The organism is Agromyces mediolanus (assembly GCF_014648575.1).
In the GTDB taxonomy this organism is placed as follows: Bacteria; Actinomycetota; Actinomycetes; order Actinomycetales; family Microbacteriaceae; genus Agromyces; species Agromyces mediolanus.
Genome location: NZ_BMRJ01000002.1, coordinates 803727 through 825047 on the forward strand (window position 1 = coordinate 803727; position 21321 = coordinate 825047).

A 21321-nucleotide genomic window follows, 5' to 3' on the forward strand; every position below is an offset into this window, starting at 1 on the left:
ACGGATGCCGCGGAGCGATGCTCGACGCGGCGGGGCCACCTCAGTGGCGGATCAGCGTACCCATAGGTGCACGACCGTAGCAGCGACCCTCGGGCGGGCGCAAGGGCGAGCCGTCGGGCGCCGCTACGCCGAGAGGCCCTGCCAGCGGGCGAGCTTCTCCGGGTTGCGCACGAGCCAGAGCTCCGAGAGCCGGCCCTCGCGCACCTCGACCGAGACCACCGTGTCGACGACGCCGTCCTGGGCGAAGACCGCGACGTAGCCCGAGGCCGCGTCCCGCAGCGAGATCGACAGCCCCTCGCCGCGCTTCGCGATGATGCCCAGCACGTAGCGCGCGACGTGCTCGGCGCCGAGGACGGGCCGGCGGGCGGCCGAGACGATGCCGCCGCCGTCGGAGACGAGCCGGGCGTCGGGGTCGAGCAGCTCCACGAGCGCCTCGATCCGGCCCGTCGCGGCCGCCGCGAGGAAGGCGTGCACGACCGCCGCGTGCTGCTCGGCCGACGCCGCCCCCGCGCGTCCCGCGCGCACCCGCGCCCTGGCACTGGAGGCGAGCTGCCGGCAGGCGCCGGGGGAGCGGCCGACGACCTCGGCGATCTCCGCGAAGGGCAGACCGAAGGCCTCGTGCAGCACGAAGGCGACGCGCTCGGCGGGGGTCAGCGTCTCCAGCACCACGAGCATCGCGGTCGACACGCCCTCGGCGAGCTCGGCGTGCTCGGCGGGGTCCGCCGGCGGTGCCGCGGCGAAGCGGCCGCCGAACACGCCGGGGGCGTCGGGCAGCGGCTCGGGCAGCCACTCGCCGACGTAGGCCTCGCGGCGGGCGCGGGCCGAGCCGAGCTCGTCCAGGCAGATCCGGCCGACCACCCTCGTGAGCCACGCGCCGGGGGAGCGGATCTCCGCCCGCTCCACCTCGGGCAGGCGCAGCCAGCGCTCGTAGCCGGACTGCACCGCGTCCTCCGCCTCGGCGAAGGAGCCGAGCAGGCGGTACGCGAGGCCGAGGAGGGCCGGGCGTTCCGCGGCGACCGCGTCGGACGAGGCATCCACCGTGCTCATGCGCCCAGCCTGCCACGCCCGGCGCGCCCGCCTGACATTCCACGGCGCTGCGTCGTCGGAGTCGTGAGGGCGGGCGCCGGGCCCGCCGAGGGCCGCGGGCCCGGAACGGAGGACACGGTGAGGATCGCCATCGCAGGAGGGACCGGCACGGTCGGCCGGCACATCGTCGAGGTCGCGCGCGAGCGCGGGCACGAGACGGTCGTGCTCGCCCGCTCCGCCGGCGTCGACCTCACGACGGGGGCTGGGCTCGCCGCCGCGCTCGCCGGGGTCGACGCCGTCGTCGACGCGGCGAACGTCAACGCCATCGACCGGGAGACCGCCGAACGCTTCTTCACGGGCACCTCGCGCACGCTCCTCGCCGCCGAACGCGAGGCGGGCGTCGGCCATCACGTGCTGCTCTCGATCGTCGGCATCGACCGGATCCCCTACGCCTACTACGAGGCGAAGCTCGCCCAGGAGGGCGTGGTCGAGGCCGGGGGCGTGCCCTACACGATCCTGCGGGCGACGCAGTTCCACGAGTTCGCCGGCCAGATGGCGGGGCGGCTCCGGGTCGCGGGCATCCAGCTCGCGGCGCGGATGCGCACGCAGCCGATCGCGGCCCGCGAGGTCGCCGAGCACCTCGTCGCGCTCGCCGAGGGCACGCCGCGGGGTCGCGCGCGCGACCTCGCCGGCCCGCGCGAGGAGCAGCTGGCCGAGCTCATCCGCCGGCTCGTCCGCGCCGAGGGCCGGCGCGGGCCCGTGCTGCCGGTGTCCCTGCCCATCCGGGGCATGGGCGAGATGCGCCGCGGTGCCGCGCTGCCCGGCCCGGACGCCGAGCTCGGGCGGCAGACGTTCGCGGAGTGGCTCGCGGACCGCTGACGCCGGCGGGATGCCGAGGCTCCCTCGTGCACCCCGGGTTCACCGCCCCGTCATCCGAGGGTCAGCCCCGGGTCATCCGCCGCCGATTCACTGGGCGAAAGCCCGCGCTCCGCACCCGCCCATTCCGGGCGGGTGCGGTCGCGCGCGCCCGGACGAGTGAACGCGCGAGACGAATGAGGATGACACGACGATGACGATGACGACGATGCGCCGGGCCCGGCGCGGCGCGGCGACCGCCGCGCTGCTGGGCCTCGCGGTCGCCGGGCTCGCGGTGCCGGCCACGGCCGCCGCCGCCGAGCCCGCGATCGAGGTGCCGACCGCTCCGGTGGTCGACGGCACCACCGCCTGGCACTACCTCGACGACGGCACCGACCCCGCCCGCGGCGACGCGAACCTGCGGGTCTGGACGACCACCGGCTACGACGACGCCGACTGGAAGCAGGCGCCGGGCAGCTTCGGCGCCAAGGGCGGCAAGCTCGCCGCCGTCGGCCCGCACCTGCCCGCGACGCTGCTGAACCACTACCTCGACGGCACGGCGGCGCCGACCGTTCCGACGTACTTCTTCCGCACCAGCTTCGAGCTCGAGCCGGGCGTCGCGGCCGAGGTCGGCCAGCTCGTCGGCGACCTCGTGTACGACGACGCCGTGCAGGTCTGGGTGAACGGAGAGAAGGTCGCCGGCTTCGTCGACGGCCGGGTGACCGGCACGACGAACCTCGAGTACGCGGGCGACAGCAACGGCGACCCGCTCGCCTCGACCTTCACCGCCGACGGCGACGTGCTCGTCGACGGCACGAACACGGTCGCGATCGCCCTGTTCCAGGACCGCGCCTCCAGTTCGGACATCTACCTCGACGTCCCGCAGATCTCCCTGCTGCCCGAGGCCGGAACCCCCGGCGAGCCCGTCGCGGTGCCGCCGACCCGGGTGATCCTCACGCCGACCGAGACGCCCGCGACCTCGCAGTCGTTCTCGTGGCTCGCGGGCGACGTCTCGCACACCAGCGGCCAGGTGCAGATCCGGCCCGCCGCGGGCGGCGAGACCCGTACCGTGGACGCGTACGCCGCGGGCACGGTCAACGGCAACCCGCTGCAGCACTTCTCGGCGACCGTCGACGGCCTCACCGCCGCGACCGCGTACGAGTACCGCGTCGGACTCGAGGGCGCGTGGAGCGGCTGGACCCGTTTCACCACGGCGAACCCGAAGGCGACCGACTTCCAGTTCGTCTACTACGGCGACGCGCAGATCGGGCTCGACTCGACCTGGCCGAACGTCGTCGCGCAGGCGGAGGCGAAGGCCCCGCGCTCGATCGGTTCGGTGCACGCCGGAGACCTCATCAACACCTCGTCGAACGAGACGGAGTGGCTGAACTGGTTCAAGGGCATGCAGACCTCCGCGGCGACGACGAACGTCATGGCCGCGCCCGGCAACCACGAGTACTCCGGCGACAAGCTGCTGAAGTCGTGGAAGGCGAACTTCGAGTACCCGCACAACAACCCGTCCACCGAGACGATCGGCGAGCTCGCCGAACTCGCCGTCGGTGAGAGCGACGTGGCGAAGCAGTACGCCGCCTACTTCGCGCACTGGACCGCCTTCGCGACCGAGACGGTGTACTTCACGGACTACCAGGGCGTGCGCTTCATCACGGTGAACGCGACCCGCGACACGACGTTCCTCACCCCGGACGTGCTGCCCTCGTGCACGGGCGTCGAGTGCCCGCAGACGAAGGTCGGCGAGCTGTGGACGCAGTTCCAGGCGGCCTGGCTCGACCACGTGCTCACCGAGAGCCCCTCGAAGTGGAACGTCGTCACCTTCCACCAGCCCGTCTACTCGACCTCCGCGGGCCGTGACGAGCCGATCCTCCGCAAGTACTGGGTGCCCGTGTTCCAGGAGCACGACATCGACCTCGTGATGATGGGCCACGACCACACCTATGCGCGCGGCTACCACAACGACGACGTCACCGAGACCGCCGGCATCACCGACGGCCCCGTCTACATCGTCTCGAACTCGGGCGCGAAGCACTACGAGCTCGAGACGCCCGAGAAGAACGTCTGGACGAACAACAACGCCACCCAGGTGCTCCGCGGCGCGGGCGTCACGACCTACCAGGTGGTCGACGTGACGAAGAACCAGCTCGTCTACCGCTCGTACCTCGCCGAGAAGACGGCGAACGCGACGACGACGCTGCCCGTCGGCGCCGTGTACGACGAGTTCACCGTCACGAAGCTCGACGACGGTCGCAAGTGGGTCACCGAGGCCGGCGTCGAGCCGCCCGTCGACCCGAACCCGCCGGTCGAGCCGACGCCCGTCGACGAATCCCTGCTCACCGAGGCGAACCGCGGCGGCGTCACCGCGCCGGCGAGCGCCGAGCCGGGCGAGGAGGTCGAGCTCGGCCTCGGCGCCGGTCGCGCCGAGCTCGCCGTCAACGTGTGGCTGCACTCCGAGCCGCAGCTCCTCGGCACCCCGACGGCGGATGCCGCGGGCGACGTGCGGGCGACGATCCCCGCCGACGCACCGGCGGGCGAGCACCGCCTCGTCGTGCAGTCGAGCGAGGGCGAGCTCATCGGCTGGGCGCCGATCCGGCTGGCGGCCGACCCGGGCACCGGTCCGGGCCCGGGCGAGCCGGGCACCGGCGGGCCCGGCACCGGGCAGCCGGGCACCGGCTCCGGCGCGGGGAACGGGTCCGGCGCGGCCGGCAACGGCCTCGCGCACACGGGCGCGGAGATCCAGACGGCGCTCTGGCTCGCCGGCGCGCTGCTCGCCGCGGGCGCGGTGATCGCGGTCATCGCCGTGCGACGCCGTCGCCGACAGGCGGGCGACGGGCCGGAGGCCTGATCGAGGCATCCGCCGCCTGAGCACCGTCCGGCGCCCGGTCCCCACGAGGGGCCGGGCGCCGGCCGTTCCCGCCGCGGGCGCGACCCGCCTGGCTAGGCTCGGCCCATGAGCCTCGACCTCGACGCGATCTACCGCGACCTGCACCGCCACCCCGAGCTGTCGTTCCAGGAGCACCGCACCGCCGGCATCGTCGCCGAGGCGCTGCGCGGGCTCGGCTACACCGTGACCGAGGGCATCGGCCGCACCGGCGTCACGGGCGTCATCGAGCGCGGCGAGGGGCCCACCGTGCTGCTCCGCGCCGACATGGACGGCCTGCCCGTCCGCGAGGCGACCGGGCTCGACTACGCGAGCACCGCGACGGGCGTCGATCCCGACGGCGCCGAGGTGCCCGTCATGCACGCCTGCGGCCACGACGTGCACGTCACCTGCCTGCTCGGCGCGGCCGAGGCGCTCGCCGCGGATGCCTCGTGGCAGGGCACCCTCGTGGTGCTGTTCCAGCCCGCCGAGGAGTGGGGCGGCGGCGCCGAGGCGATGCTCGCCGACGGGCTCTACGAGCGGGTGCCGCGCCCCGACGTCGTGCTCGGCCAGCACGTCGCGCCGCTGCCGGCCGGCCTCGTCGCGCTGCAGCCGGGGCCCGCGATGGCGGGGGCCGACTCGCTGACGATCACGATGCACGGCACCGGCGGTCACGGCTCGCGCCCGGAGACGACGGTCGACCCGGTCTACCTCGCCGCCTCGACGGCGGTGCGGCTGCAGGGCATCGTCTCGCGCGAGATCGCCGCGGGGGATGCCGCGGTCGTGACCGTCGGGCAGCTGCACGCCGGCACGAAGAACAACATCATCCCGCCCGAGGCGAAGCTCGGCCTGAGCGTGCGCACCTTCGACGAGCACGTGCGCGAGCGGGTGCTCGCCGCGATCGAGCGGATCGCCCGCGCCGAGGCCGCCGCCTCCGCGGCGCCGCGCGAGCCGGAGTTCGCCTACGAGGAGCGCTTCCCGGTGACGGTGAACGACCGCGCCGCGAGCGCGCGCACCGCCGCGGCGCTGCGCACGGCGTTCGGCGCGGAGCGGGTGCTCGAGCCCGGCGCGGTTTCCGGCAGCGAGGACGTCGGGGTGCTCGCGACGGCGGCCGACGCCCCGCTCGTCTACTGGTTCCTCGGCGGAGCCGACCCGGCGCTGTTCGGCGCAGGTCTCGCCGAGGGGCGGCTGCCCGAGCACCTGCCCTCGAACCACTCGCCCGAATTCGCGCCGCTGCCGCAACCGACCCTGACGGTCGGCGTCGCGGCCCTCGTCACCGCGGCGAAGGAGTGGCTCGACTGACGGCCGCGTCGCCGAACGCCGCCTCGCGCACGGCGCGGCGGAGCGCGTTCGCGCGCTCGGCGAAGCCCCGCTGGCGGCGCACGTACTCGGCCTTGCCCTCGGCGGTCTCGATGCGCACGGGCTCGCCGCTCCACGCGCGCATCTCGTAGGGCGAGGCCTGCATGTCGAGGAAGCGGATGTCTCGGGCCAGCTCGAAGGCGTCGAGCAGCAGCTCGCCGGGCACGAGCGGCCCGAGCTTCATCGCCCACTTGTAGACGTCCATGCCGGCGTGCAGACAGCCGGGCTGCTCGAGCTCCGGCTGCGTCTCGCGGCTCGGCGCGAAGCGGTTGCGGGGCACGGCCTCGGGGGTGAAGAAGCGGAAGGCGTCGATGTGCGTGCAGCGCAGCTCGTGCGCCTCGACGACGGCGTCGGTCGCCGCCTGGCCGAGGCGGAGCGGCACCGGGTGGCGGTGCTCGGCCTGCCGGTACACCATGGCCCACTCGTGCAGGCCGAAGCAGCCGAAGCTCCCCGGCCGGGCGGCGGTGAGCCGGAGCATCCGCTCGACCGCGGTGAGCAGCGGCGCCTTCTCGGCGCGCATCGCCGCATCGTCCACGCGGAGCGAGCCCGGGGCGGCGCCCGGCGCATACCAGCGCCAGCCGGCGCGCTCCTCGCCCGCCGCCTCGGCGAGCTCGACGCCGGGCCCGGGGTGCCAGCGCCGGAGCTGCGCGGGGGAGTACGAGTAGTAGGTGTAGAGGAAGTCCTCGACGGGGTGCCGCTCGCCGCGCGCGCTGCGCTCGCGGTGCCCGGCGGTGAGCGCGTCGGCCCGCTCGGCGTGCGCGCGTTCGCGGGCGCGCCAGTCGGCGGGGTCGAGCAGCCGGGTCATCCCCCCAGGGTACGCGCGTCGGGCGCGGCGTCCGCCGAGCCCGCGACGGCCCGCGCGTAGCGCGCGGAGAGGCTGGCGAGCAGCGGCACGAGCTCGGCGGGCGACTCGACGGTGAAGTCCAGCTGCAGCATGCCGATGTAGACGGCGACCGTGTCGAGGCTGTCGGCGCCGGTGACGAGCACGCAGTGCGTCTCGTCGACGGGTTCGACGACGCCGACGGCGGGGTTGATCCGCGCGAGCACCGCGTCGGCGGGGGCGTCGATGCGGAGCCGGGCGTGCACGGTCCAGCCGCTCGCGGCGATCGTGCGCATCGCGAAGGCCGTGTAGTCGGGGTGCTCGGGGTCGCCGCCGGGCAGCGGGCGCGGGGTGAAACGGCGGCGGGTCGGCATCCGCAGCTCGAGGAGATCGACCCGGAAGGTGGCCCACTCGTCGCGTTCGGGGTCGCGGGCCACGAGATGCCACCGGCGTTGCCAGCTGAGCAGCCGGTACGGCTCGACGAGGCGGAGCTCGCCCGCGTGCTCGAAGCGGAGCCACTCGACGTCGCGGATGGCGGCGGCGATGGCGCGGAGCGCGCCGGGGTCGACCTCCGGGTCGGGTGCGTCGGTGCCGGTGTTCTCCGGCGCGCGCTCGATCGTGCCGTGCAGGGCGTCGACGACGGGGCGGAGCCGCGGCGGCAGCACCTGCTCGAGCTTCGCGAGCGCGCGGCGGCCGGACTCCTCGACGCCCGTGATGCCGCTCGCTGCGCGGAGTCCGACGGCGACGGCGACGGCCTCTTCGTCGTCGAGGAGGAGGGGCGGCAGCCGGCCGCCGGCGCCGAGCCGGTAGCCGCCGGCGGAGCCGCGGTTGGCGTCGACGGGATAGTCGAGGGAGCGCAGGCGCTCGACGTCGTTGCGGATGGTGCGGGGCGAGACACCGAGGCGCGCGGCGAGCTCCCGCCCCGACCAGTCGGGCCGGGACTGCAGCAGGGTGAGGAGCGCGAGGAGTCGCGCTGCGGGATCGGCCATGAGCGGATGCCTCCAATAGGAAGTGATCGTGCCTAATGACACCGTACCGTCGGAGACATGACGAACACCACCGCTCCGCTCGACCTCCGCCCATTCACCGTCGCCGTCTCCGACGCCGAGCTCGCCGATCTGCGTGAGCGCCTCGCCCGCACCCGCCTGCCCCAGCCCGCCCCGGTCGACGACTGGGACGCGGGCACGCCGAACCACTACCTGCGCGAGGCCGTCGACGCCTGGCTCGCCTTCGACTGGCGCGCCGCCGAGGCCCGACTGAACGCCGTGCCGAACTTCACCACCGAGATCGAGGGGCAGACGATCCACTTCCTGCACGTGCGCTCGCCGCACCCCGAGGCGACGCCGCTGCTGCTCGCCCACAGCTACCCGGGCTCCGCCGTCGACTACCTCGGCATGATCGACGCCCTCGTCGACCCGGTCGCGCACGGCGGCCGCGCCGAGGACGCCTTCCACCTCGTCATCCCCGACGCCCCCGGCTTCGGCTTCTCCCAGCCGCTCGCCTCCGCGGGGTGGACGAACGCCCGCGTCGCCCGCGCCTACGACGCGCTCATGCGCGGGCTCGGCTACGAGCGCTACGGCGTGCACGGCTCCGACCACGGCGCGATGGTCGCCCGCGAGCTCGGACTGCTCGCCCCCGAGGGCTTCCTCGGCCTGCACGTGCTGCAGCTCTTCTCCTTCCCCTCCGGCGACCCGGCCGAGTTCGAGCGCCTCGAGCCGGCGGACTACGCGGCCCTCGAGCACATGCAGTGGTTCCAATCCGTCGGCGGCTACAACGCCATGAACGCCTCCCGGCCGCAGACGGTCGCCGTCGGGCTCAGCGACTCGCCCGTCGGGCTCCTCGCCTACAGCGAACTGTTCAACTCGTTCGGCAACGGCACCTCGCTCGTGCCGCTCGAAACGATCCTCCTCGAGGTCAGCGTGAACTGGTTCCAGAACGCCGCCTCGGGCATGAGCCGCAGCTACCTCGAGAACGCCCGCGCCGAGGCGGAACCGGCCGTGAACCACTCGCCGACCGGGGTCGCCGTGTTCGCCGACGACTTCCAGACGGTCCGCGTCTTCGCCGAGCGCGACAACGCGCGGATCGTGCACTGGAGCCGCTTCGAGGAGGGCGGGCACTTCGCCGCCCTCGAGCGCCCCGAGGTGCTCGCGGGCGACCTCCGCGCCTTCTTCGCGGCACTCCGCGAGGGCTGAGCCGCAGCCCGAACGCCCGCCTCCTCCCCGAGGCGGGCGTTCCGGGTGTCGGGGGCGGATGGCACACTGGGCGCATGCTGCTCGCGGAGCTCGTCGAGACCACCGAGGCGGTGGGCGCCACCCGCTCCCGGCTCCAGAAGCGCGCCGCGCTCGCCGCACTGCTCCGGCGACTGCCCGAAGACGAGGTCGTGCCCGCCGTCGGCATCCTGCTCGGGCGGCTCCGGCAGGGGCGAATCGGCGTCGGCTGGCGCGGCTGGCAGACGGCGAGCGCGCCGCCCGCCGCCGAGTCCACGCTGAGTCTCGCCGAGCTCGACGACGCGTTCGACCGGCTCGCCGCCCTCGGCGGACCGGGGTCGGCGGCCGAGCGCACCGCGCTGCTGCGCGAGCTCACCGGCCGCGCCACCGAGGCCGAGCAGCGCTTCCTCGGCGGCGTCCTGCTCGGCGAGGTCCGCACCGGCGCCCTCGAGGGGGTGCTGCTCGACGCCGTCGCCGAGGCCGCCGAGCTGCCGCTCGCCGAGGTGCGCCGCGCGGCGATGCTCTCCGGCGAGCTCGGCGAGACGGCGCGACTCGCCTTGCACGGCGCGCCGGGCGCGCTCGCCGAGGTGGGCCTCGTGGTCGGCCGTCCGGTACTGCCGATGCTCGCGGCCACCGCCGCCACCGCGGGCGAGGCGATCGCGGGCACCGGCGAGGCGTCCGTCGAGTTCAAGCTCGACGGGGCGCGCATCCAGGTGCACCGCTCCGGCGACGAGGTGCGGGTGTTCACCCGCAGCCTCGCCGAGATCACCGAACGGGTGCCGGAGGTCGTGCAGGCGGCGCTCGCGCTCCCCGTGCGCGACGTCATCCTCGACGGCGAGACCCTCGCGCTCGACGAGCACGACGCCCCGCGCCCCTTCCAGGAGACCATGTCGCGCTTCGGCGCCGAATCGGCCCGCGAGACCCTGCTGCGCCCCTGGTTCTTCGACGTCCTGCACGTCGACGGTCGCGACCTCATCGACGAGCCGCTCGCCGTGCGCCGCGCGGAGCTGCGCCGAGTCGCGGGCGAGCTGACCATCCCCGGCGAGGTCACCGCCGACCCCGAGGCCGCCGAGCGGGTGTCCCGAGCAGCGCTCGCCGCCGGCCACGAGGGCGTCGTCGTGAAGGCGATCGAATCGCCCTACGCGGCGGGCCGGCGCGGCGCGAGCTGGGTCAAGGTGAAGCCCGTCTACACCTACGACCTCGTCGTGCTCGGCGCCGAGTGGGGCTACGGCCGGCGCACCGGGCTGCTCTCGAACCTGCACCTCGGTGCGCTCGACCCCGAGGGCGAGTTCGGCGAGCCCGGCGGGCTCGTCATGGTCGGCAAGACCTTCAAGGGCCTCACCGACGCGCTGCTCGCCTGGCAGACCGAGCGGTTCCCCGAGCTCGAGCAGCACCGCACCGCGCAGGCGGTCTTCATCCGCCCGGAGCTCGTCGTCGAGATCGCGATCGACGGCGTGCAGCGCTCGAGCCGCTACCCCGGCGGGGTCGCACTCCGCTTCGCCCGGGTGAAGCGCTACCGCGACGACAAACGGCTCGAAGAGGCCGACACGATCCAGACCCTGCGGGCGCTGCTTCCCCCCGCCGGCTGAGCCGGGCGGCCGCCGTGACCCCTTGCGCGTGGGGTGGCGGTCGGTCAGGATGGCGAGCAGACCGCACTCCGGGGGGAGAGCAGATGACGCGCACGCCGACGGGGCGCGGAGTCGGCCGCAACGGCCGGCCCCGGCATCCCGTCCGCGCGTTCGCCGCGGCCCTCGTCGCGATCGCCGGTCTCCTCGCACCGCTCGCCGTCGGCCCGGCGGTCGAGACCGCGCTCGCGGCGCCGTCGGCGACGCCGGTGGGCGACGCCGAGACCCCGGGGATCTGGGGCACCCACACCGTCGACTTCGTCGTGGACGGCGCCACCGTCGCCGAGGTCGAGGTGGCCGATGGCAGGCACGTCGCGCGGCAGCCGGCGCCCGAGGCGGCCGGTCTCGTGTTCGTGGGCTGGTTCGTCGACGACGGCGACGTCGAGTTCAGCTTCGACGGCACGGCGGTGACGAGCGACCTCACCGTGGTCGCCCGCTTCAGCGATGCCCGCATCGTGCAGTTCCTCGCCCCGGAGACCGGCGCGCCCGGCGCCACGCCGCGCGTGCTCGAGACCGTGCAGCGGGCCGACGGCGACCCCCTCGGCGACGTGAGCCCCGATGTGCCCGAGCTGCCCGACGGCACCGTCTTCACGGGCGAGTGGTACCTCGCCGGCGACGCCTCGCAGACCCCGTACGACTTCAGCCTCCCGGTCACCGAGAACCTCGTGCTGGCGCCGCGCATCGTCGACGGCTTCGGGGTCTCCTTCGTGACGGGCGGCAGCAGCGTGGCCCCGGTCTTCGTCGTCGAGCCGGACACCGAGTTCACGCAGGCGATGCTCGACGCGGTCCCCGAGCCGAGCCGCACCGGCTACGACTTCACCGGCTGGTTCGCCGACGAGGCCGCCACCGTGCCCCCGACGCTGCCGATCACGGACACCGCGACGCTCTACGCGGGCTGGACCGGGCAGGACGTCGGCTACCAGGTCGCGTACTGGCTCGAGAAGCCGAACATCGTGCCGGACGGCTACCCCGCCGCGGCGTTCACGCCGGGAACCGGCGCGCCGCCCGCCTGGGACGACACCGTGGGGGCGCTCAGCCCGGCGCAGCTCGCCGACCGGGCCACCTATCGCTTCCTCGGCGAGACGCCGGGCACGGCGACCGCGGGCTCGACGGTCGGCGGGCCGACCGCGAAGAGCGGGATCCCCGCCGGCATCGCCCTGCTGGTGCGCGAGCAGCTCGACCCCGCCGTGGTCCAGCCCGATCCGCTGCTCTTCGCCGACCTCGCGATCAGCGAGCAGGACGTCGTCGTCTCCGGCGACGGCTCGACCGTGGTGAACGTCTACCTGACCCGCTCGCTGTGGCGGCTCGACTACCTGCTGCGGGCGCCGGGCGCGGCCGAGGGCGCCCGCTGCACGGGCCTCGGTCAGTACGACGTCACGATGACCGTCGGCGGCTCGACCGTGTATGCGAGCCCCACGCCGCCGGCCTCGGCCGCGCAGCTCGGCACCTATTCCATCCGGGTGAAGATCGGCCTCGACATCCACGCCCTCGACGTCGCCCCCATGGTGCTCTCCGACGACGGCAGCGAGCAGCTGATCACGGCCACGTACGTGCCCGACCCGGCGAATCCGGCGACCGCCTGCCTGATCCGAGGCTGGGGCGCGCAGCAGGCGAACCCGACCGTCTTCCAGGCCGCGCAGACCGGTGCGAACGCCGACGCGGGCAGCGTGAACCGCACGGCGAAGACGACGCGGATGACGAGCCGGTGGATCCAGTCGAGCACGCAGCACCTCACTGAGCAGCACCTCTACGTCGAGGCCCTCGACCAGTCGAAGCCCGCCACCGACGTCGTCTACGGCCCGGACGGCACGCCGAACTCCCCGCTACGGGTCGACACCCTGTACGCGAACAACCGCACGAGCGTGCTCGTCGCGATCCCGCCGGCGGCGCAGGTCATGGACGACTTCAGCCAGAAGTGGTACTGGGCGCAGGACTGCGACCGCCAGGTCACCGGCGTGATCGACGGCTTCGAATCGTACGTGGGCTACGGCGACGGGCCGGGCAACGTCGGCAACTGCTTCCAGTACGACACCGCGCGCAGCCTCTTCTACCAGCTGAACGACACGGGCAACTCGAACGAGCAGCACCGCTTCTTCTTCTACAGCCGCAAGTCCTACACGCTGAGCTTCGACACCGGCGGCGGCAGCCCGATCTCCCCGGCGACGGCCCGCTACCAGGCCCCGCTCGACGGGCTCGCCCCCGCCGACCCGGTGCGCGGCGACGACGTCTTCCAGGGCTGGTACACGGACTCCTCCTTCCTCGAGCCCTTCGACTTCGCGGGCGCGACGATGCCCGCGAGCAATCTCGTGCTGTTCGCGAAGTGGCTGAGGAACCCGCACACGGTCGAGTTCTACGCCGACGCGCAGGCCGCGGCGCCCATCGACGAGCTCACCCAGCTCGTCGCCGACCAGGGCCGCGCGAGCGACCCGGGCCCACTGCCGGACCGGCCCGACGGCACCACCTTCGCCGGCTGGTACGTGCGCACCGCCGAGGGCTACTTCCTGCCCTACGACTGGTCGTCCACGGTCGGCTCCGACCTCGCGCTCTACGCGCGCTGGCTGCAGCCGCCGGGCTCGCCCTTCGCCGTGACGTACGACGGGGCGGGCGCGACGGCCGGCACCGTGCCGGGCGATCCGTGGCGCTACGACGCCGGCACGAGCGCGATCGTCGCGGGAGGCGACGGGCTGCGCCGCGGCGACGCGGTGTTCGTCGGCTGGCAGCTGCAGGGCCCCGCCCCGGATGCCTCGGGCCTCGGGCCGAGCGACGGGCTGTACCAGCGCGGACAGACCGTGCCGATCTCGCGCGACATCACGCTCCTGGCCGTGTACGCCGCCCCCGACCCCGCCTACACCGTCACCTTCGAGGAGAACGGCGGCTTCGGCTTCGAGGTCGAGTGGGACGCGGTCGGCGGGGCGAAGATCACCTACCCGGACGCCGCGGACCTCGCCTTCGTCGGCCCGCCCGGTGCGAGCTTCCTCGGCTGGTCGACCGATCCGCGGGCGAGCGAGCCCGACCCCGCCTACGACCGGCTCGTCGTCGGCACGGTCACCGGCGACCTCGTGCTCTACGCCGTGTGGCGACTGCCGGTGCCGCCGACGCCCGAGCCGCCCGGCCCGGCGCCCGCGCCGGGCGGGAAGCTCCCCGGCACCGGCTGGGAGGGCTGGCTGCTGCTGCCGGCCGTGGGCCTGATGCTCGCCGGCGCGATCGCCAGGGCCGCGGTGATCCGCCGCCGCCGGGCCTGAGCCGGAACTGAGCCGGGCCTGAGCCGGGCCGGCTCAGCCGTCGAGCGCGCCGATGTCGATGCCGGTCACCGGCTCGCCCGCGCGCTCGTAGACGAGCGACACGGCGCCCTTCGGCAGCGTGCGCGCCGGCTCGCTCAGCCGGAAGGCGGCCGGCACGACGCCGTCGAAGAGCCGACGACCGCGGCCGAGCACGATCGGGTACACGTACAGGTGCAGCCGGTCGAGGAGGTCCGCGGCGATGAGCGCCCGGGTCAGCTCGCCGCTGCCGATGACATGGATCTCGTCGAAGCGCTCTTTCACCTCGGCGAGCTCGGCGGCCGGGTCGCGCACGACGGTCGTGCCGGCCCACTCGGGCTCGCCGATCGTGCGCGAGGCGACGAACTTCGGCACGGCGTTGAACTTCGCGCCGATCTCGTCCTCCTGCTGCGGCCAGTAGGCGGCGAAGATGTCGTAGGTGCGCCGGCCGAGCAGGAGCGCGTCGAGCCGGGCGAGCTCGGCGCCGACGACCTCGCCGCCCTCGTCGCTCCAGTAGGCGCCCTGCCAGCCGCCGAAGGGGAAGCCGCCGGAGGGGTCCTCGTCGGGACCGCCGGGCGCCTGGTAGACGCCGTCGAGGGTGAGGAACACGTCAGCCGAGATGATGCCCATGCCGCCATGCTCGCGGCCCACGACCGGGGCGACCAGTCGCAGCGGGACGGATGGCACGGCTGACCCGTGACACGATGCCGCTCATGCAGCTAAGGTAAGCATTACCTAACTCATCTCGTCCCCGGCAGGAGCACCCGTGGCATCCAGCAACATCGCCGTCACCCATTCCGAGCTCGGCGTCGTGCTGGCCGAGGTCACCGCGGCCAGCCGCATCTCGCCCCACTTCGTGCGCCTCACCGTCGCGGGCGAGGCGCTCGCCGAGTGGCGGCACCTCGGCTTCGACCAGTGGTTCCGGCTCGCGGTGCCGACGAACGGCGACACCCGCTTCGACAACCTCGCCGACACCTTCAACATGAGCGGCTACCTCAAGTACCTGACGCTGCCGAAGTCGACGAGGCCCGTCATCCGCAACTACACGGTGCGCGAGTACCGCCCGGAGCTCTGCGAGCTCGACATCGACTTCGTCGTGCACGGCGAGGACGGCGTGGCCGGGCCGTGGGCCGGCTCGCTGCCGCTCGGCGCGAGCGTCGGCCTCATCGACCAGGGCTGCGGCTACCGACACGGCGACGCAGACGAGGTCGTGCTCGTCGGCGACGAGAGCGCACTCCCGGCTGTGCTCGGCATCCTCCGCGACCTCCCGCGCGAGGCGCGCGGCCACGCCATCGTCGAGGTGCCCGAGCTCGGCGACCAGCAGGAGGCGCAGGCGCCCGCGGGCGTCGCGCTGCACTGGGTCGCCCGCCGCCCGGGCGAGGCCGTCGGGGCCGCCGCCCTCGCGGCGCTCCGGGAGTTGCCGCCCTTCGGCGCGGGCGTCTCGGCGTTCGCCGCGGGGGAGTCGAAGCTCGCGACGGGCGCCAGGCGGCACCTGGTCGGCGAGCGCGGCGTGCCGAAGGCGAACGTCGACTTCTGCGGCTACTGGCGCGCCCGCTGACGCTCGCCGCGCTCCAGCACGTCCCGGGCGAGCATCGTCGCGCCCGCGACCGCGGCCGGCATCGTCGCCACCGCGCCGAGCGGCACGAGGAAGCAGAGCTGCGTCGCCACGCCGAAGCCGAGCACCCGCCAGCGCGAGGCCGCGAGCAGCTCGCGCCGTCGTGCGGGGTCGACCGCCCGCGCGTCGAACGCCCGCCCCATCAGCTCGCGGGCGAGCAGGCGGCCGGTGAGCAGCACGCCGAGCACCGCCGCGAGCGCCGTGCCGACGAGCGGCAGGAGTCCCGCGACCGCGGTCGCCGCCGCCGCGAGGACGCCGAGGCCGAGGAGCGCGGCGGCATCCGCGACCGTGCGCCAGAAGCCCGCGCCCTCGCCCGGGGGTGGAGCGCCGAGCTCCTGCTCGACGTGGCGCCAGAGGCGCTCGTAGAACGGGTCGCCGATCACGAGCGTGAGCGCCGTGAAGGAGACGGCGGCGAGCACCGCCGCCGCGCCGAGGGCGACGACGCCGAGCGAGATCCGCAGCAGGGCGCGCCAGCCCTCCTGCCAGCCGTCGGCGAACGGGGTCGCCCAGTCGACGAGGCCGGGCAGTGCGAGGCCGAGGGCGGTGAGCCCGGCGGCGAGCACGACGAAGGCGACGGCGGCCGGGATGAGACCGAGCGCCATCGCGTCGGGCCGGCGGCGCCAGAAGCCGAAGCCGCGGCCGAGCAGCGCGAACCCGGCGGCGAACTCCCTCAGCACGGTTCCAGCCTAGGCGGGACGGGGGTGGAGGCGCCGACGGCGGCGGCGTAGCGTGAGCCGCGGCCGTCCGCCCGGTCGGCCGACGCGACGCGCCCGAGACGGGCGCATGGGTGAAGGGGAGACCATGGCCGACCTCGTCGTGCACTTCGAGATCCACGCGAGCGAGCCGCAGCGGCTCGTCGACTTCTACTCCGAGCTGTTCGGCTGGCGGTTCACCCAGTTCGGCGACTTCCCGTACTGGATGATCGACACCGGTGAGGGGGCGATCGGCAACACCGACGGCGCGGCCGGGCACGGCATCAACGGCGGCCTCACCCAGCGGCAGGGGCCGCCGCCCGAGGTGGGCGCGCCCGTCAACGGCTGCAACATCGTGGTCGCCGTCGACGACGTCGACGAGACGTACCGCCGCGCGCTCGGCCTCGGCGGCAGCGACGCGCTGCCGCCGGAGGACATGGCGGGCGTCGGCCGCACCGCCACGATCCTCGACCCGGACCGCAATCTCATCGGCTTCATCTCGCCGATGCTCTCGGACGGCACGCGCGCGATGTGAGGCGGGCGGATGCCTCGTGCAGAGCCGGCGCACAGCGGACCCAGAGCGGCCGCAAAGGCGGCACGAGGATGCTGACGGAATGACGCAGCGCACCACGTCCCGACAGCCGGGCGAGACCGATCCCAGGTGGCTCGACGCGAACGGCGAGCCGATCGACGAGGACCACCGCGGACTCGTCTACGACATCCGCACCCTCGTCGATCGGCGCCGGGCGCTCGGCATCTTCGGCGGCATCGGCCTCACCTCGCTCCTCGCGGCGTGCGCCGGGCCGGGGGAGTCCGGCACCGCGAGCGCCTCGAGCAGCTCGGGAGCGGGTGCGCCGAGCGCGTCGAGCACGCCGACGGCGAGCGACGCGAGCGGGATCAGCGAGGTGCCGGACGAGACGGGCGGCCCGTACCCCGCCGACGGCTCGAACGGCGTGAACGTCCTCGACGACTCGGGGATCGTCCGCAGCGACCTCCGGCAGAGCTTCGGGGCCTCGACGACGACCGCCGAGGGCGTGCCGCTGCAGATCGCGCTCACCGTGCGCGACGCGGCGAGCGGGGCCGCCCTCGTCGGGGCCGGCGTCTACCTCTGGCACTGCGACCGCTCCGGCGGCTACTCGCTCTACTCCGCCGGCCTGGAGCACGAGAACTACCTCCGCGGAGTGCAGGCCACCGACGACACGGGCACCGTGCGCTTCACCTCGATCTACCCGGCCTGCTACTCCGGCCGCTGGCCGCACATCCACTTCGAGGTCTACGCCGATGTGGCGAACGCCGTCGCCTCCGGACCGATCGTGAAGACCTCGCAGATCGCGCTGCCGCCCGAGTCGAACGACGCGGTGTACGCCACGAGCGGCTACGAGCAGAGCGTGCGCAACGCCGCCGCAGTGAGTCTTGCGAGCGACAACGTCTTCGGCGACGACGGCGGCATCCACCAGATCGCCTCGATGTCGGGATCCGTCGCGCAGGGCTACACCGCCGCGCTCACGATCGGCGTCTGACGGCGTGCCGGGCGGCGGGCTTGACGCGGCGGACCCGGCGTGGTCGCATGGCCGGATGCCGCAGCAGGAACGCCCGCCCCTCGTCGACGACGACACCCTCGACGAGCTCGAGCGCGAGTGGTTCGGTCGGGTGCACGGCCGGGTGCTCGAGATCGGCGCCGGCGAGGGCGAGAACTTCGGCGCGCTCGCGCTCGACGTCGTCTGGACCGGCCTCGAACCCGATGCGGAGCGCCGCGCCGAGCTCGCCATCCGGGCGCGCGAGTGGGGGCACGAGCAGCCGCCGCTCGCGGCGTCGGCCGAGCGGATCCCGGTGCCCGACGGCGCCTTCGACGCCGTCATCGCGAGCTACGTCTTCTGCACGGTGCCGGATCCGGCGGCCGCGCTCGCGGAGCTGCGCCGGGTGCTCGTGCCGGGCGGCCGACTCGTCGTCGCCGAGCACGTCGGGGCGCCGCAGGGCACGGCGAAGCGCGCGGTGCAGCGGATCGCGACGCCGTGCTCGGTGCGCTGGTGCCACGGCTGCCACCTCGACCGGGACACCGAGCGGGCGATCGCGAACGCCGGCTTCCTCGCCGAGGAGGTGCGCCGGGTGCGGGCGAGGTCCTTCCCCCTCGGCGCGCTGCCGATCCTGCTCTACGAGGGCGTCTCGCCCGCCTGAGCCTCAGCGGGCGGCGTCGAGCGCCTGCAGCAGGTCGGCGGCGAGGTCGTCGACATGCTCGATGCCGACCGAGAGGCGCACGAGCCCGGCCGGGATCGTGTCGGCCTCCGCCGCCCAGCGGCGTCGGCGCTCGAGCGTCGACTCGACGCCCCCGAGGCTCGTCGCGTGCACCCACAGGCGGGCCGCGGCGACGAAGCGGTCGGCGCCCTCGGCTCCGCCCGCCACGACGAGCGAGATCACCGCGCCGAAGCCCGGATAGCGCACCTCCTGGAGGTCGGGGTGGCCGGCGAGCCGCTCGACGAGGTCGCGCGCGTTGCGCTCCGCCCGGTCGAGGCGCACGTGCAGGGTGCGCAGGCCCCGCAGCGCGAGGAAGGCCTCGAAGGCCGAGGGGATGGCCCCGCCGAGCGAGCGCCGGTCGACGAGCCGCTGGGCGAGCGCGTCGTCGTTCGTGACGACCGCGCCCATGATGACGTCGCTGTGCCCGGAGAGGTACTTCGTCGCCGAGTGCACGACAAGGTCGGCGCCGTCGGCGATCGGACGCTGACGCAGCGGCGTCGCGAAGGTGTTGTCGATCGCGACGAGCGCGCCGTGCGCGTGCGCGCCCGCGACGAGCGCCGGCACGTCGCCGAGCTCCAGCGCGGGGTTCGTCGGCGACTCGAACCAGAGCAGCGCGGCGCCCTCGCACGCGGCCGCCACGGCGGCCGTGTCGGTGACGTCGACGTACGCGACGCGGATGCGCCCGGACTCGACCCGGGCGTCGAGCTGCAGCACGGTGCCCGTGTAGGAGTGCCGCGGCGCGACGACGAGACCGCCGGTCGGCACGAGCTCGAGCACGGCGTCGACGGCGGCGATGCCCGAGGCGAAGCTCGTCGCCCGCCCGCCCTCGAGCGCGCCGAGCGCCTCCTCGAAAGCCGCCCAGCTCGGGTTGCCGTAGCGGCCGTACTCGAGGGCCCCACCGGCGACGTAGGTGGAGGCGAGGTGCAGCGGGGTGTTCAGCGGTTCGTCCGGCTCGTGGGCCGGGCGTCCGGCGGTCACGGCCACCGTCTCGGCTCGGACGTCGGTCGCGGCTGCTCGGGGCTGGGTCATGCGGTCCTCTCGTGGCTCGCGCCGCGCGGGCGCTCCGTCAGGATACGCAGCGCCGCCGGCGTGTGACGCCATGTTCCGCGGCTCAGCTGCCGCCGCCCTCCACCCCGCCGCCGAGCCGCGCCACGAGCGCGGACAGCGCCGGTCGCTGCCCGACGACGAGCCGCTCGGCGGCGCGACCGAGCGGCATCCACTCGGCGCGGTCCACCTCGGGGAACGCGACCGTCCGGCCCGAGTGCGGCGGCCACTCCAGCTCGAACGTCTCGCTGACGACCGCGTCGACCTCGAAGTCCGGGGCGGCGAGGGCGAAGACGTGCACCGTCTTGCCCGAGGCGTAGCGGACGGGGCCGAGGTCCATGACCTCGCCGCCCGGCGGATCGACGCCGATCTCCTCGGCGAACTCCCGTCGGGCGGCGGCGAGCGGCTCCTCGCCCGCGTCGAGTTCGCCCTTCGGGATCGACCACGCCGCGGCGTCCTTCTTGGCCCAGAACGGGCCGCCCATGTGGCCGAGGAAGACCTCGAGCCCATCGCCCCGCTCGCGGTGCAGCAGCAGCCCGGCGCTCGTCACCGGCATCCGGTCCTCCGTTCAGGGTCGCGCGCTAGCGTGGACGGCGGAAGGGAGCCGACATGACCCGCATCCTGATCATCGGCGGCCACGGCAAGGTCGCCCTCCTCACCGAGCGGCTGCTCGCCGATCGCGGCGACGAGGTCGACGCGGTGATCCGCAACCCCGAGCACGCCGAGGCGGTGCGCGCCGCGGGGGCGAACGCCGTGCTGGCCGACATCGAGCAGCTCGACGTCGACGGACTCGCCGAACTCATCGCCGGGCACGACGCCGTCGTCTGGTCGGCCGGCGCCGGTGGCGGCAATCCGGAGCGCACCTACGCCGTCGACCGCGATGCCGCGATCCGCTCGATGCGCGCCGCGGAGCAGGTCGGCGTGCGCCGCTACGTGATGGTGTCGTACTTCGGCTCGCCCGACCGGGTCGAGCCCGACACGAGCCCGTTCCGGCACTACGCGGCCGCGAAGGCGGCCGCCGACCGGGAGCTCGCGGGAAGCGAGCTGGCGTGGACGATCCTCGGGCCGAGCACGCTCGAGAACGGCCCGGGCACGGGCCTGATCGACACGACGGCCGGGCGGAGCGGCGCCGTCGACCGGGCCGATGTCGCCGCCGTGATCGCGGAGACGCTCGCGCAGCCGGCGACGATCGGCCGCACCATCCGATTCAACCGCGGCTCGACGCCGATCGCCGACGCCCTCGTCTGACGCGGCGCGGTCGGCCCGCCGGTCGACCGCCGCGAGCGGGCGGGTCAGTCCTTCGCCTTCACGAGCGACCAGAGCGCGCTGAGCAGCAGCACGCCGCCCACCAGCGCGATGAGTCCGAGCACCGTCCAGAGCACCGCTTCGATCGTCATGGTTCCTCCCCGGGGTCGTTGCCGCCATTCTGCTCCTGCCGCTCGCGCTTGACCAGGGGGCCCCGCCGCGCCCTCCGTCAACCCCGTTGCCGCGGGCCGCCGCGCGCGGCACGCTGGCAGCATGAACCGAACGGATGAGCCGCGCGACGCGCGCGACACGGATGGCCGCCGCGACTCGGATGCCCAGGAGCTCGAGCCGCACGAGGGCGAGGAGCTCGACGAGCTCGAGGCCGACAACGCCGTCGAGGAGGACCAGCTGGAGAGCCTCGACCCGGAGCAGCCGCCCGCCTGAGCGCAGTCCCTCCCGCTGCGCACGCCAA

The 21321-nt window shown here is 74.5% G+C and carries 19 protein-coding genes; 12 read left to right on the top strand and 7 right to left on the bottom strand.

Annotated elements, in window-relative coordinates:
- Positions 1–123: 123 nt before the first annotated feature.
- Entirely contained in the window at positions 124–1047 is a 924-nt protein-coding gene (gene sigJ, locus IEY71_RS13630) for an RNA polymerase sigma factor SigJ (protein ID WP_189085850.1), read from the bottom strand.
- A gap of 117 nt (positions 1048–1164) precedes the next feature.
- On the opposite strand from sigJ, the gene IEY71_RS13635 reads away from it, so the two are divergent.
- From IEY71_RS13635 to IEY71_RS13645, 3 genes are all read left to right on the top strand, one after another.
- Entirely contained in the window at positions 1165–1905 is a 741-nt protein-coding gene (locus tag IEY71_RS13635; protein WP_189085851.1) for an SDR family oxidoreductase, read from the top strand.
- A 190-nt stretch (positions 1906–2095) separates the two neighbouring features.
- Positions 2096–4738, top strand: coding sequence for a purple acid phosphatase family protein (locus IEY71_RS13640; protein WP_189085852.1), 2643 nt, complete (start codon positions 2096–2098; stop codon positions 4736–4738).
- A 105-nt stretch (positions 4739–4843) separates the two neighbouring features.
- A complete protein-coding gene (locus IEY71_RS13645; protein WP_189085853.1) occupies positions 4844–6055 on the top strand; it encodes an amidohydrolase in 1212 nt (403 codons plus the stop codon).
- Here the strand turns inward: IEY71_RS13645 and IEY71_RS13650 are convergent.
- Both IEY71_RS13650 and IEY71_RS13655 read right to left on the bottom strand, forming a co-directional pair.
- Complete coding sequence (locus tag IEY71_RS13650) at positions 6027–6917, bottom strand: 3-methyladenine DNA glycosylase (protein ID WP_189085854.1); 891 nt, start codon at positions 6915–6917, stop codon at positions 6027–6029. The genes IEY71_RS13645 and IEY71_RS13650 overlap by 29 nt on opposite strands.
- A complete protein-coding gene (locus IEY71_RS13655; protein ID WP_189085855.1) occupies positions 6914–7921 on the bottom strand; it encodes a helix-turn-helix transcriptional regulator in 1008 nt (335 codons plus the stop codon). The genes IEY71_RS13650 and IEY71_RS13655 overlap by 4 nt, the downstream gene beginning before the upstream one ends.
- A 57-nt stretch (positions 7922–7978) precedes the next feature.
- Between IEY71_RS13655 and IEY71_RS13660 the strand changes: the two genes are divergently transcribed.
- The 3 genes from IEY71_RS13660 to IEY71_RS13670 all read left to right on the top strand — a co-directional run bounded on the left by IEY71_RS13660 (position 7979) and on the right by IEY71_RS13670 (position 14006).
- On the top strand, positions 7979–9124 hold the full coding sequence (locus IEY71_RS13660; RefSeq protein ID WP_189085856.1) for an epoxide hydrolase family protein: 1146 nt from the start codon (positions 7979–7981) through the stop codon (positions 9122–9124).
- A gap of 74 nt (positions 9125–9198) precedes the next feature.
- Positions 9199–10728 (top strand): ATP-dependent DNA ligase, encoded by a 1530-nt coding sequence (locus IEY71_RS13665; RefSeq protein WP_189085857.1) that lies wholly within the window; start codon positions 9199–9201, stop codon positions 10726–10728.
- An 83-nt stretch (positions 10729–10811) separates the two neighbouring features.
- The gene (locus tag IEY71_RS13670; protein ID WP_189085858.1) at positions 10812–14006 is read left to right on the top strand and encodes an InlB B-repeat-containing protein; all 3195 of its coding nucleotides are present in this window, start codon (positions 10812–10814) and stop codon (positions 14004–14006) included.
- A gap of 33 nt (positions 14007–14039) precedes the next feature.
- Here IEY71_RS13670 and IEY71_RS13675 read toward each other — a convergent pair whose 3' ends face one another.
- A complete protein-coding gene (locus IEY71_RS13675) occupies positions 14040–14651 on the bottom strand; it encodes a dihydrofolate reductase family protein (RefSeq protein WP_189085859.1) in 612 nt (203 codons plus the stop codon).
- A 136-nt stretch (positions 14652–14787) separates the two neighbouring features.
- Between IEY71_RS13675 and IEY71_RS13680 the strand changes: the two genes are divergently transcribed.
- A complete protein-coding gene (locus IEY71_RS13680; protein ID WP_189085860.1) occupies positions 14788–15579 on the top strand; it encodes a siderophore-interacting protein in 792 nt (263 codons plus the stop codon).
- Here the strand turns inward: IEY71_RS13680 and IEY71_RS13685 are convergent.
- Positions 15561–16313, bottom strand: coding sequence for an EI24 domain-containing protein (locus tag IEY71_RS13685; protein WP_229781745.1), 753 nt, complete (start codon positions 16311–16313; stop codon positions 15561–15563). The two genes, IEY71_RS13680 and IEY71_RS13685, sit on opposite strands and share 19 nt — an antisense overlap.
- Before the next feature lie 124 nt (positions 16314–16437).
- Here IEY71_RS13685 and IEY71_RS13690 point away from each other — a divergent pair, with 124 nt between their 5' ends.
- The 3 genes from IEY71_RS13690 (at position 16438) to IEY71_RS13700 (ending at position 18503) form a co-directional block, all read left to right on the top strand.
- Entirely contained in the window at positions 16438–16863 is a 426-nt protein-coding gene (locus IEY71_RS13690; protein WP_189085861.1) for a VOC family protein, read from the top strand.
- Positions 16864–16942: 79 nt separating this feature from the next.
- Positions 16943–17848, top strand: a complete 906-nt coding sequence (locus IEY71_RS13695) for an intradiol ring-cleavage dioxygenase (RefSeq protein ID WP_189085862.1) — start codon at positions 16943–16945, stop codon at positions 17846–17848.
- Between the two features lie 55 nt (positions 17849–17903).
- Complete coding sequence (locus IEY71_RS13700) at positions 17904–18503, top strand: class I SAM-dependent methyltransferase (protein ID WP_189085863.1); 600 nt, start codon at positions 17904–17906, stop codon at positions 18501–18503.
- A 3-nt stretch (positions 18504–18506) separates the two neighbouring features.
- On the opposite strand, the gene IEY71_RS13705 is transcribed toward IEY71_RS13700, so the two are convergent.
- Positions 18507–19589 (bottom strand): trans-sulfuration enzyme family protein, encoded by a 1083-nt coding sequence (locus IEY71_RS13705; RefSeq protein WP_189085864.1) that lies wholly within the window; start codon positions 19587–19589, stop codon positions 18507–18509.
- An 82-nt stretch (positions 19590–19671) separates the two neighbouring features.
- The gene (locus IEY71_RS13710) at positions 19672–20160 is read right to left on the bottom strand and encodes an NUDIX hydrolase (RefSeq protein ID WP_189085865.1); all 489 of its coding nucleotides are present in this window, start codon (positions 20158–20160) and stop codon (positions 19672–19674) included.
- A gap of 53 nt (positions 20161–20213) precedes the next feature.
- Here IEY71_RS13710 and IEY71_RS13715 point away from each other — a divergent pair, with 53 nt between their 5' ends.
- Positions 20214–20852, top strand: coding sequence for an SDR family oxidoreductase (locus tag IEY71_RS13715; RefSeq protein WP_189085866.1), 639 nt, complete (start codon positions 20214–20216; stop codon positions 20850–20852).
- A gap of 270 nt (positions 20853–21122) precedes the next feature.
- Positions 21123–21293 carry a hypothetical protein gene (locus IEY71_RS13720; protein ID WP_189085867.1) on the top strand — a complete coding sequence of 57 codons (171 nt, stop codon included), beginning with the start codon at positions 21123–21125 and terminating at the stop codon, positions 21291–21293.
- Positions 21294–21321 lie beyond the last annotated feature (28 nt).

What these genes read in the sequence shown, in the direction of transcription:
- sigJ (WP_189085850.1), bottom strand. Translation starts at nt 1,047, where the DNA reads ATGAGCACGGTGGATGCCTCGTCCGACGCGGTCGCCGCGGAACGCCCG.
- IEY71_RS13640 (WP_189085852.1), top strand. Translation starts at nt 2,096, where the DNA reads ATGACGATGACGACGATGCGCCGGGCCCGGCGCGGCGCGGCGACCGCC.
- IEY71_RS13645 (WP_189085853.1), top strand. Translation starts at nt 4,844, where the DNA reads ATGAGCCTCGACCTCGACGCGATCTACCGCGACCTGCACCGCCACCCC.
- IEY71_RS13650 (WP_189085854.1), bottom strand. Translation starts at nt 6,917, where the DNA reads ATGACCCGGCTGCTCGACCCCGCCGACTGGCGCGCCCGCGAACGCGCG.
- IEY71_RS13655 (WP_189085855.1), bottom strand. Translation starts at nt 7,921, where the DNA reads ATGGCCGATCCCGCAGCGCGACTCCTCGCGCTCCTCACCCTGCTGCAG.
- IEY71_RS13660 (WP_189085856.1), top strand. Translation starts at nt 7,979, where the DNA reads ATGACGAACACCACCGCTCCGCTCGACCTCCGCCCATTCACCGTCGCC.
- IEY71_RS13665 (WP_189085857.1), top strand. Translation starts at nt 9,199, where the DNA reads ATGCTGCTCGCGGAGCTCGTCGAGACCACCGAGGCGGTGGGCGCCACC.
- IEY71_RS13670 (WP_189085858.1), top strand. Translation starts at nt 10,812, where the DNA reads ATGACGCGCACGCCGACGGGGCGCGGAGTCGGCCGCAACGGCCGGCCC.
- IEY71_RS13675 (WP_189085859.1), bottom strand. Translation starts at nt 14,651, where the DNA reads ATGGGCATCATCTCGGCTGACGTGTTCCTCACCCTCGACGGCGTCTAC.
- IEY71_RS13690 (WP_189085861.1), top strand. Translation starts at nt 16,438, where the DNA reads ATGGCCGACCTCGTCGTGCACTTCGAGATCCACGCGAGCGAGCCGCAG.
- IEY71_RS13695 (WP_189085862.1), top strand. Translation starts at nt 16,943, where the DNA reads ATGACGCAGCGCACCACGTCCCGACAGCCGGGCGAGACCGATCCCAGG.
- IEY71_RS13700 (WP_189085863.1), top strand. Translation starts at nt 17,904, where the DNA reads ATGCCGCAGCAGGAACGCCCGCCCCTCGTCGACGACGACACCCTCGAC.
- IEY71_RS13705 (WP_189085864.1), bottom strand. Translation starts at nt 19,589, where the DNA reads ATGACCCAGCCCCGAGCAGCCGCGACCGACGTCCGAGCCGAGACGGTG.
- IEY71_RS13710 (WP_189085865.1), bottom strand. Translation starts at nt 20,160, where the DNA reads ATGCCGGTGACGAGCGCCGGGCTGCTGCTGCACCGCGAGCGGGGCGAT.
- IEY71_RS13715 (WP_189085866.1), top strand. Translation starts at nt 20,214, where the DNA reads ATGACCCGCATCCTGATCATCGGCGGCCACGGCAAGGTCGCCCTCCTC.
- IEY71_RS13720 (WP_189085867.1), top strand. Translation starts at nt 21,123, where the DNA reads ATGAACCGAACGGATGAGCCGCGCGACGCGCGCGACACGGATGGCCGC.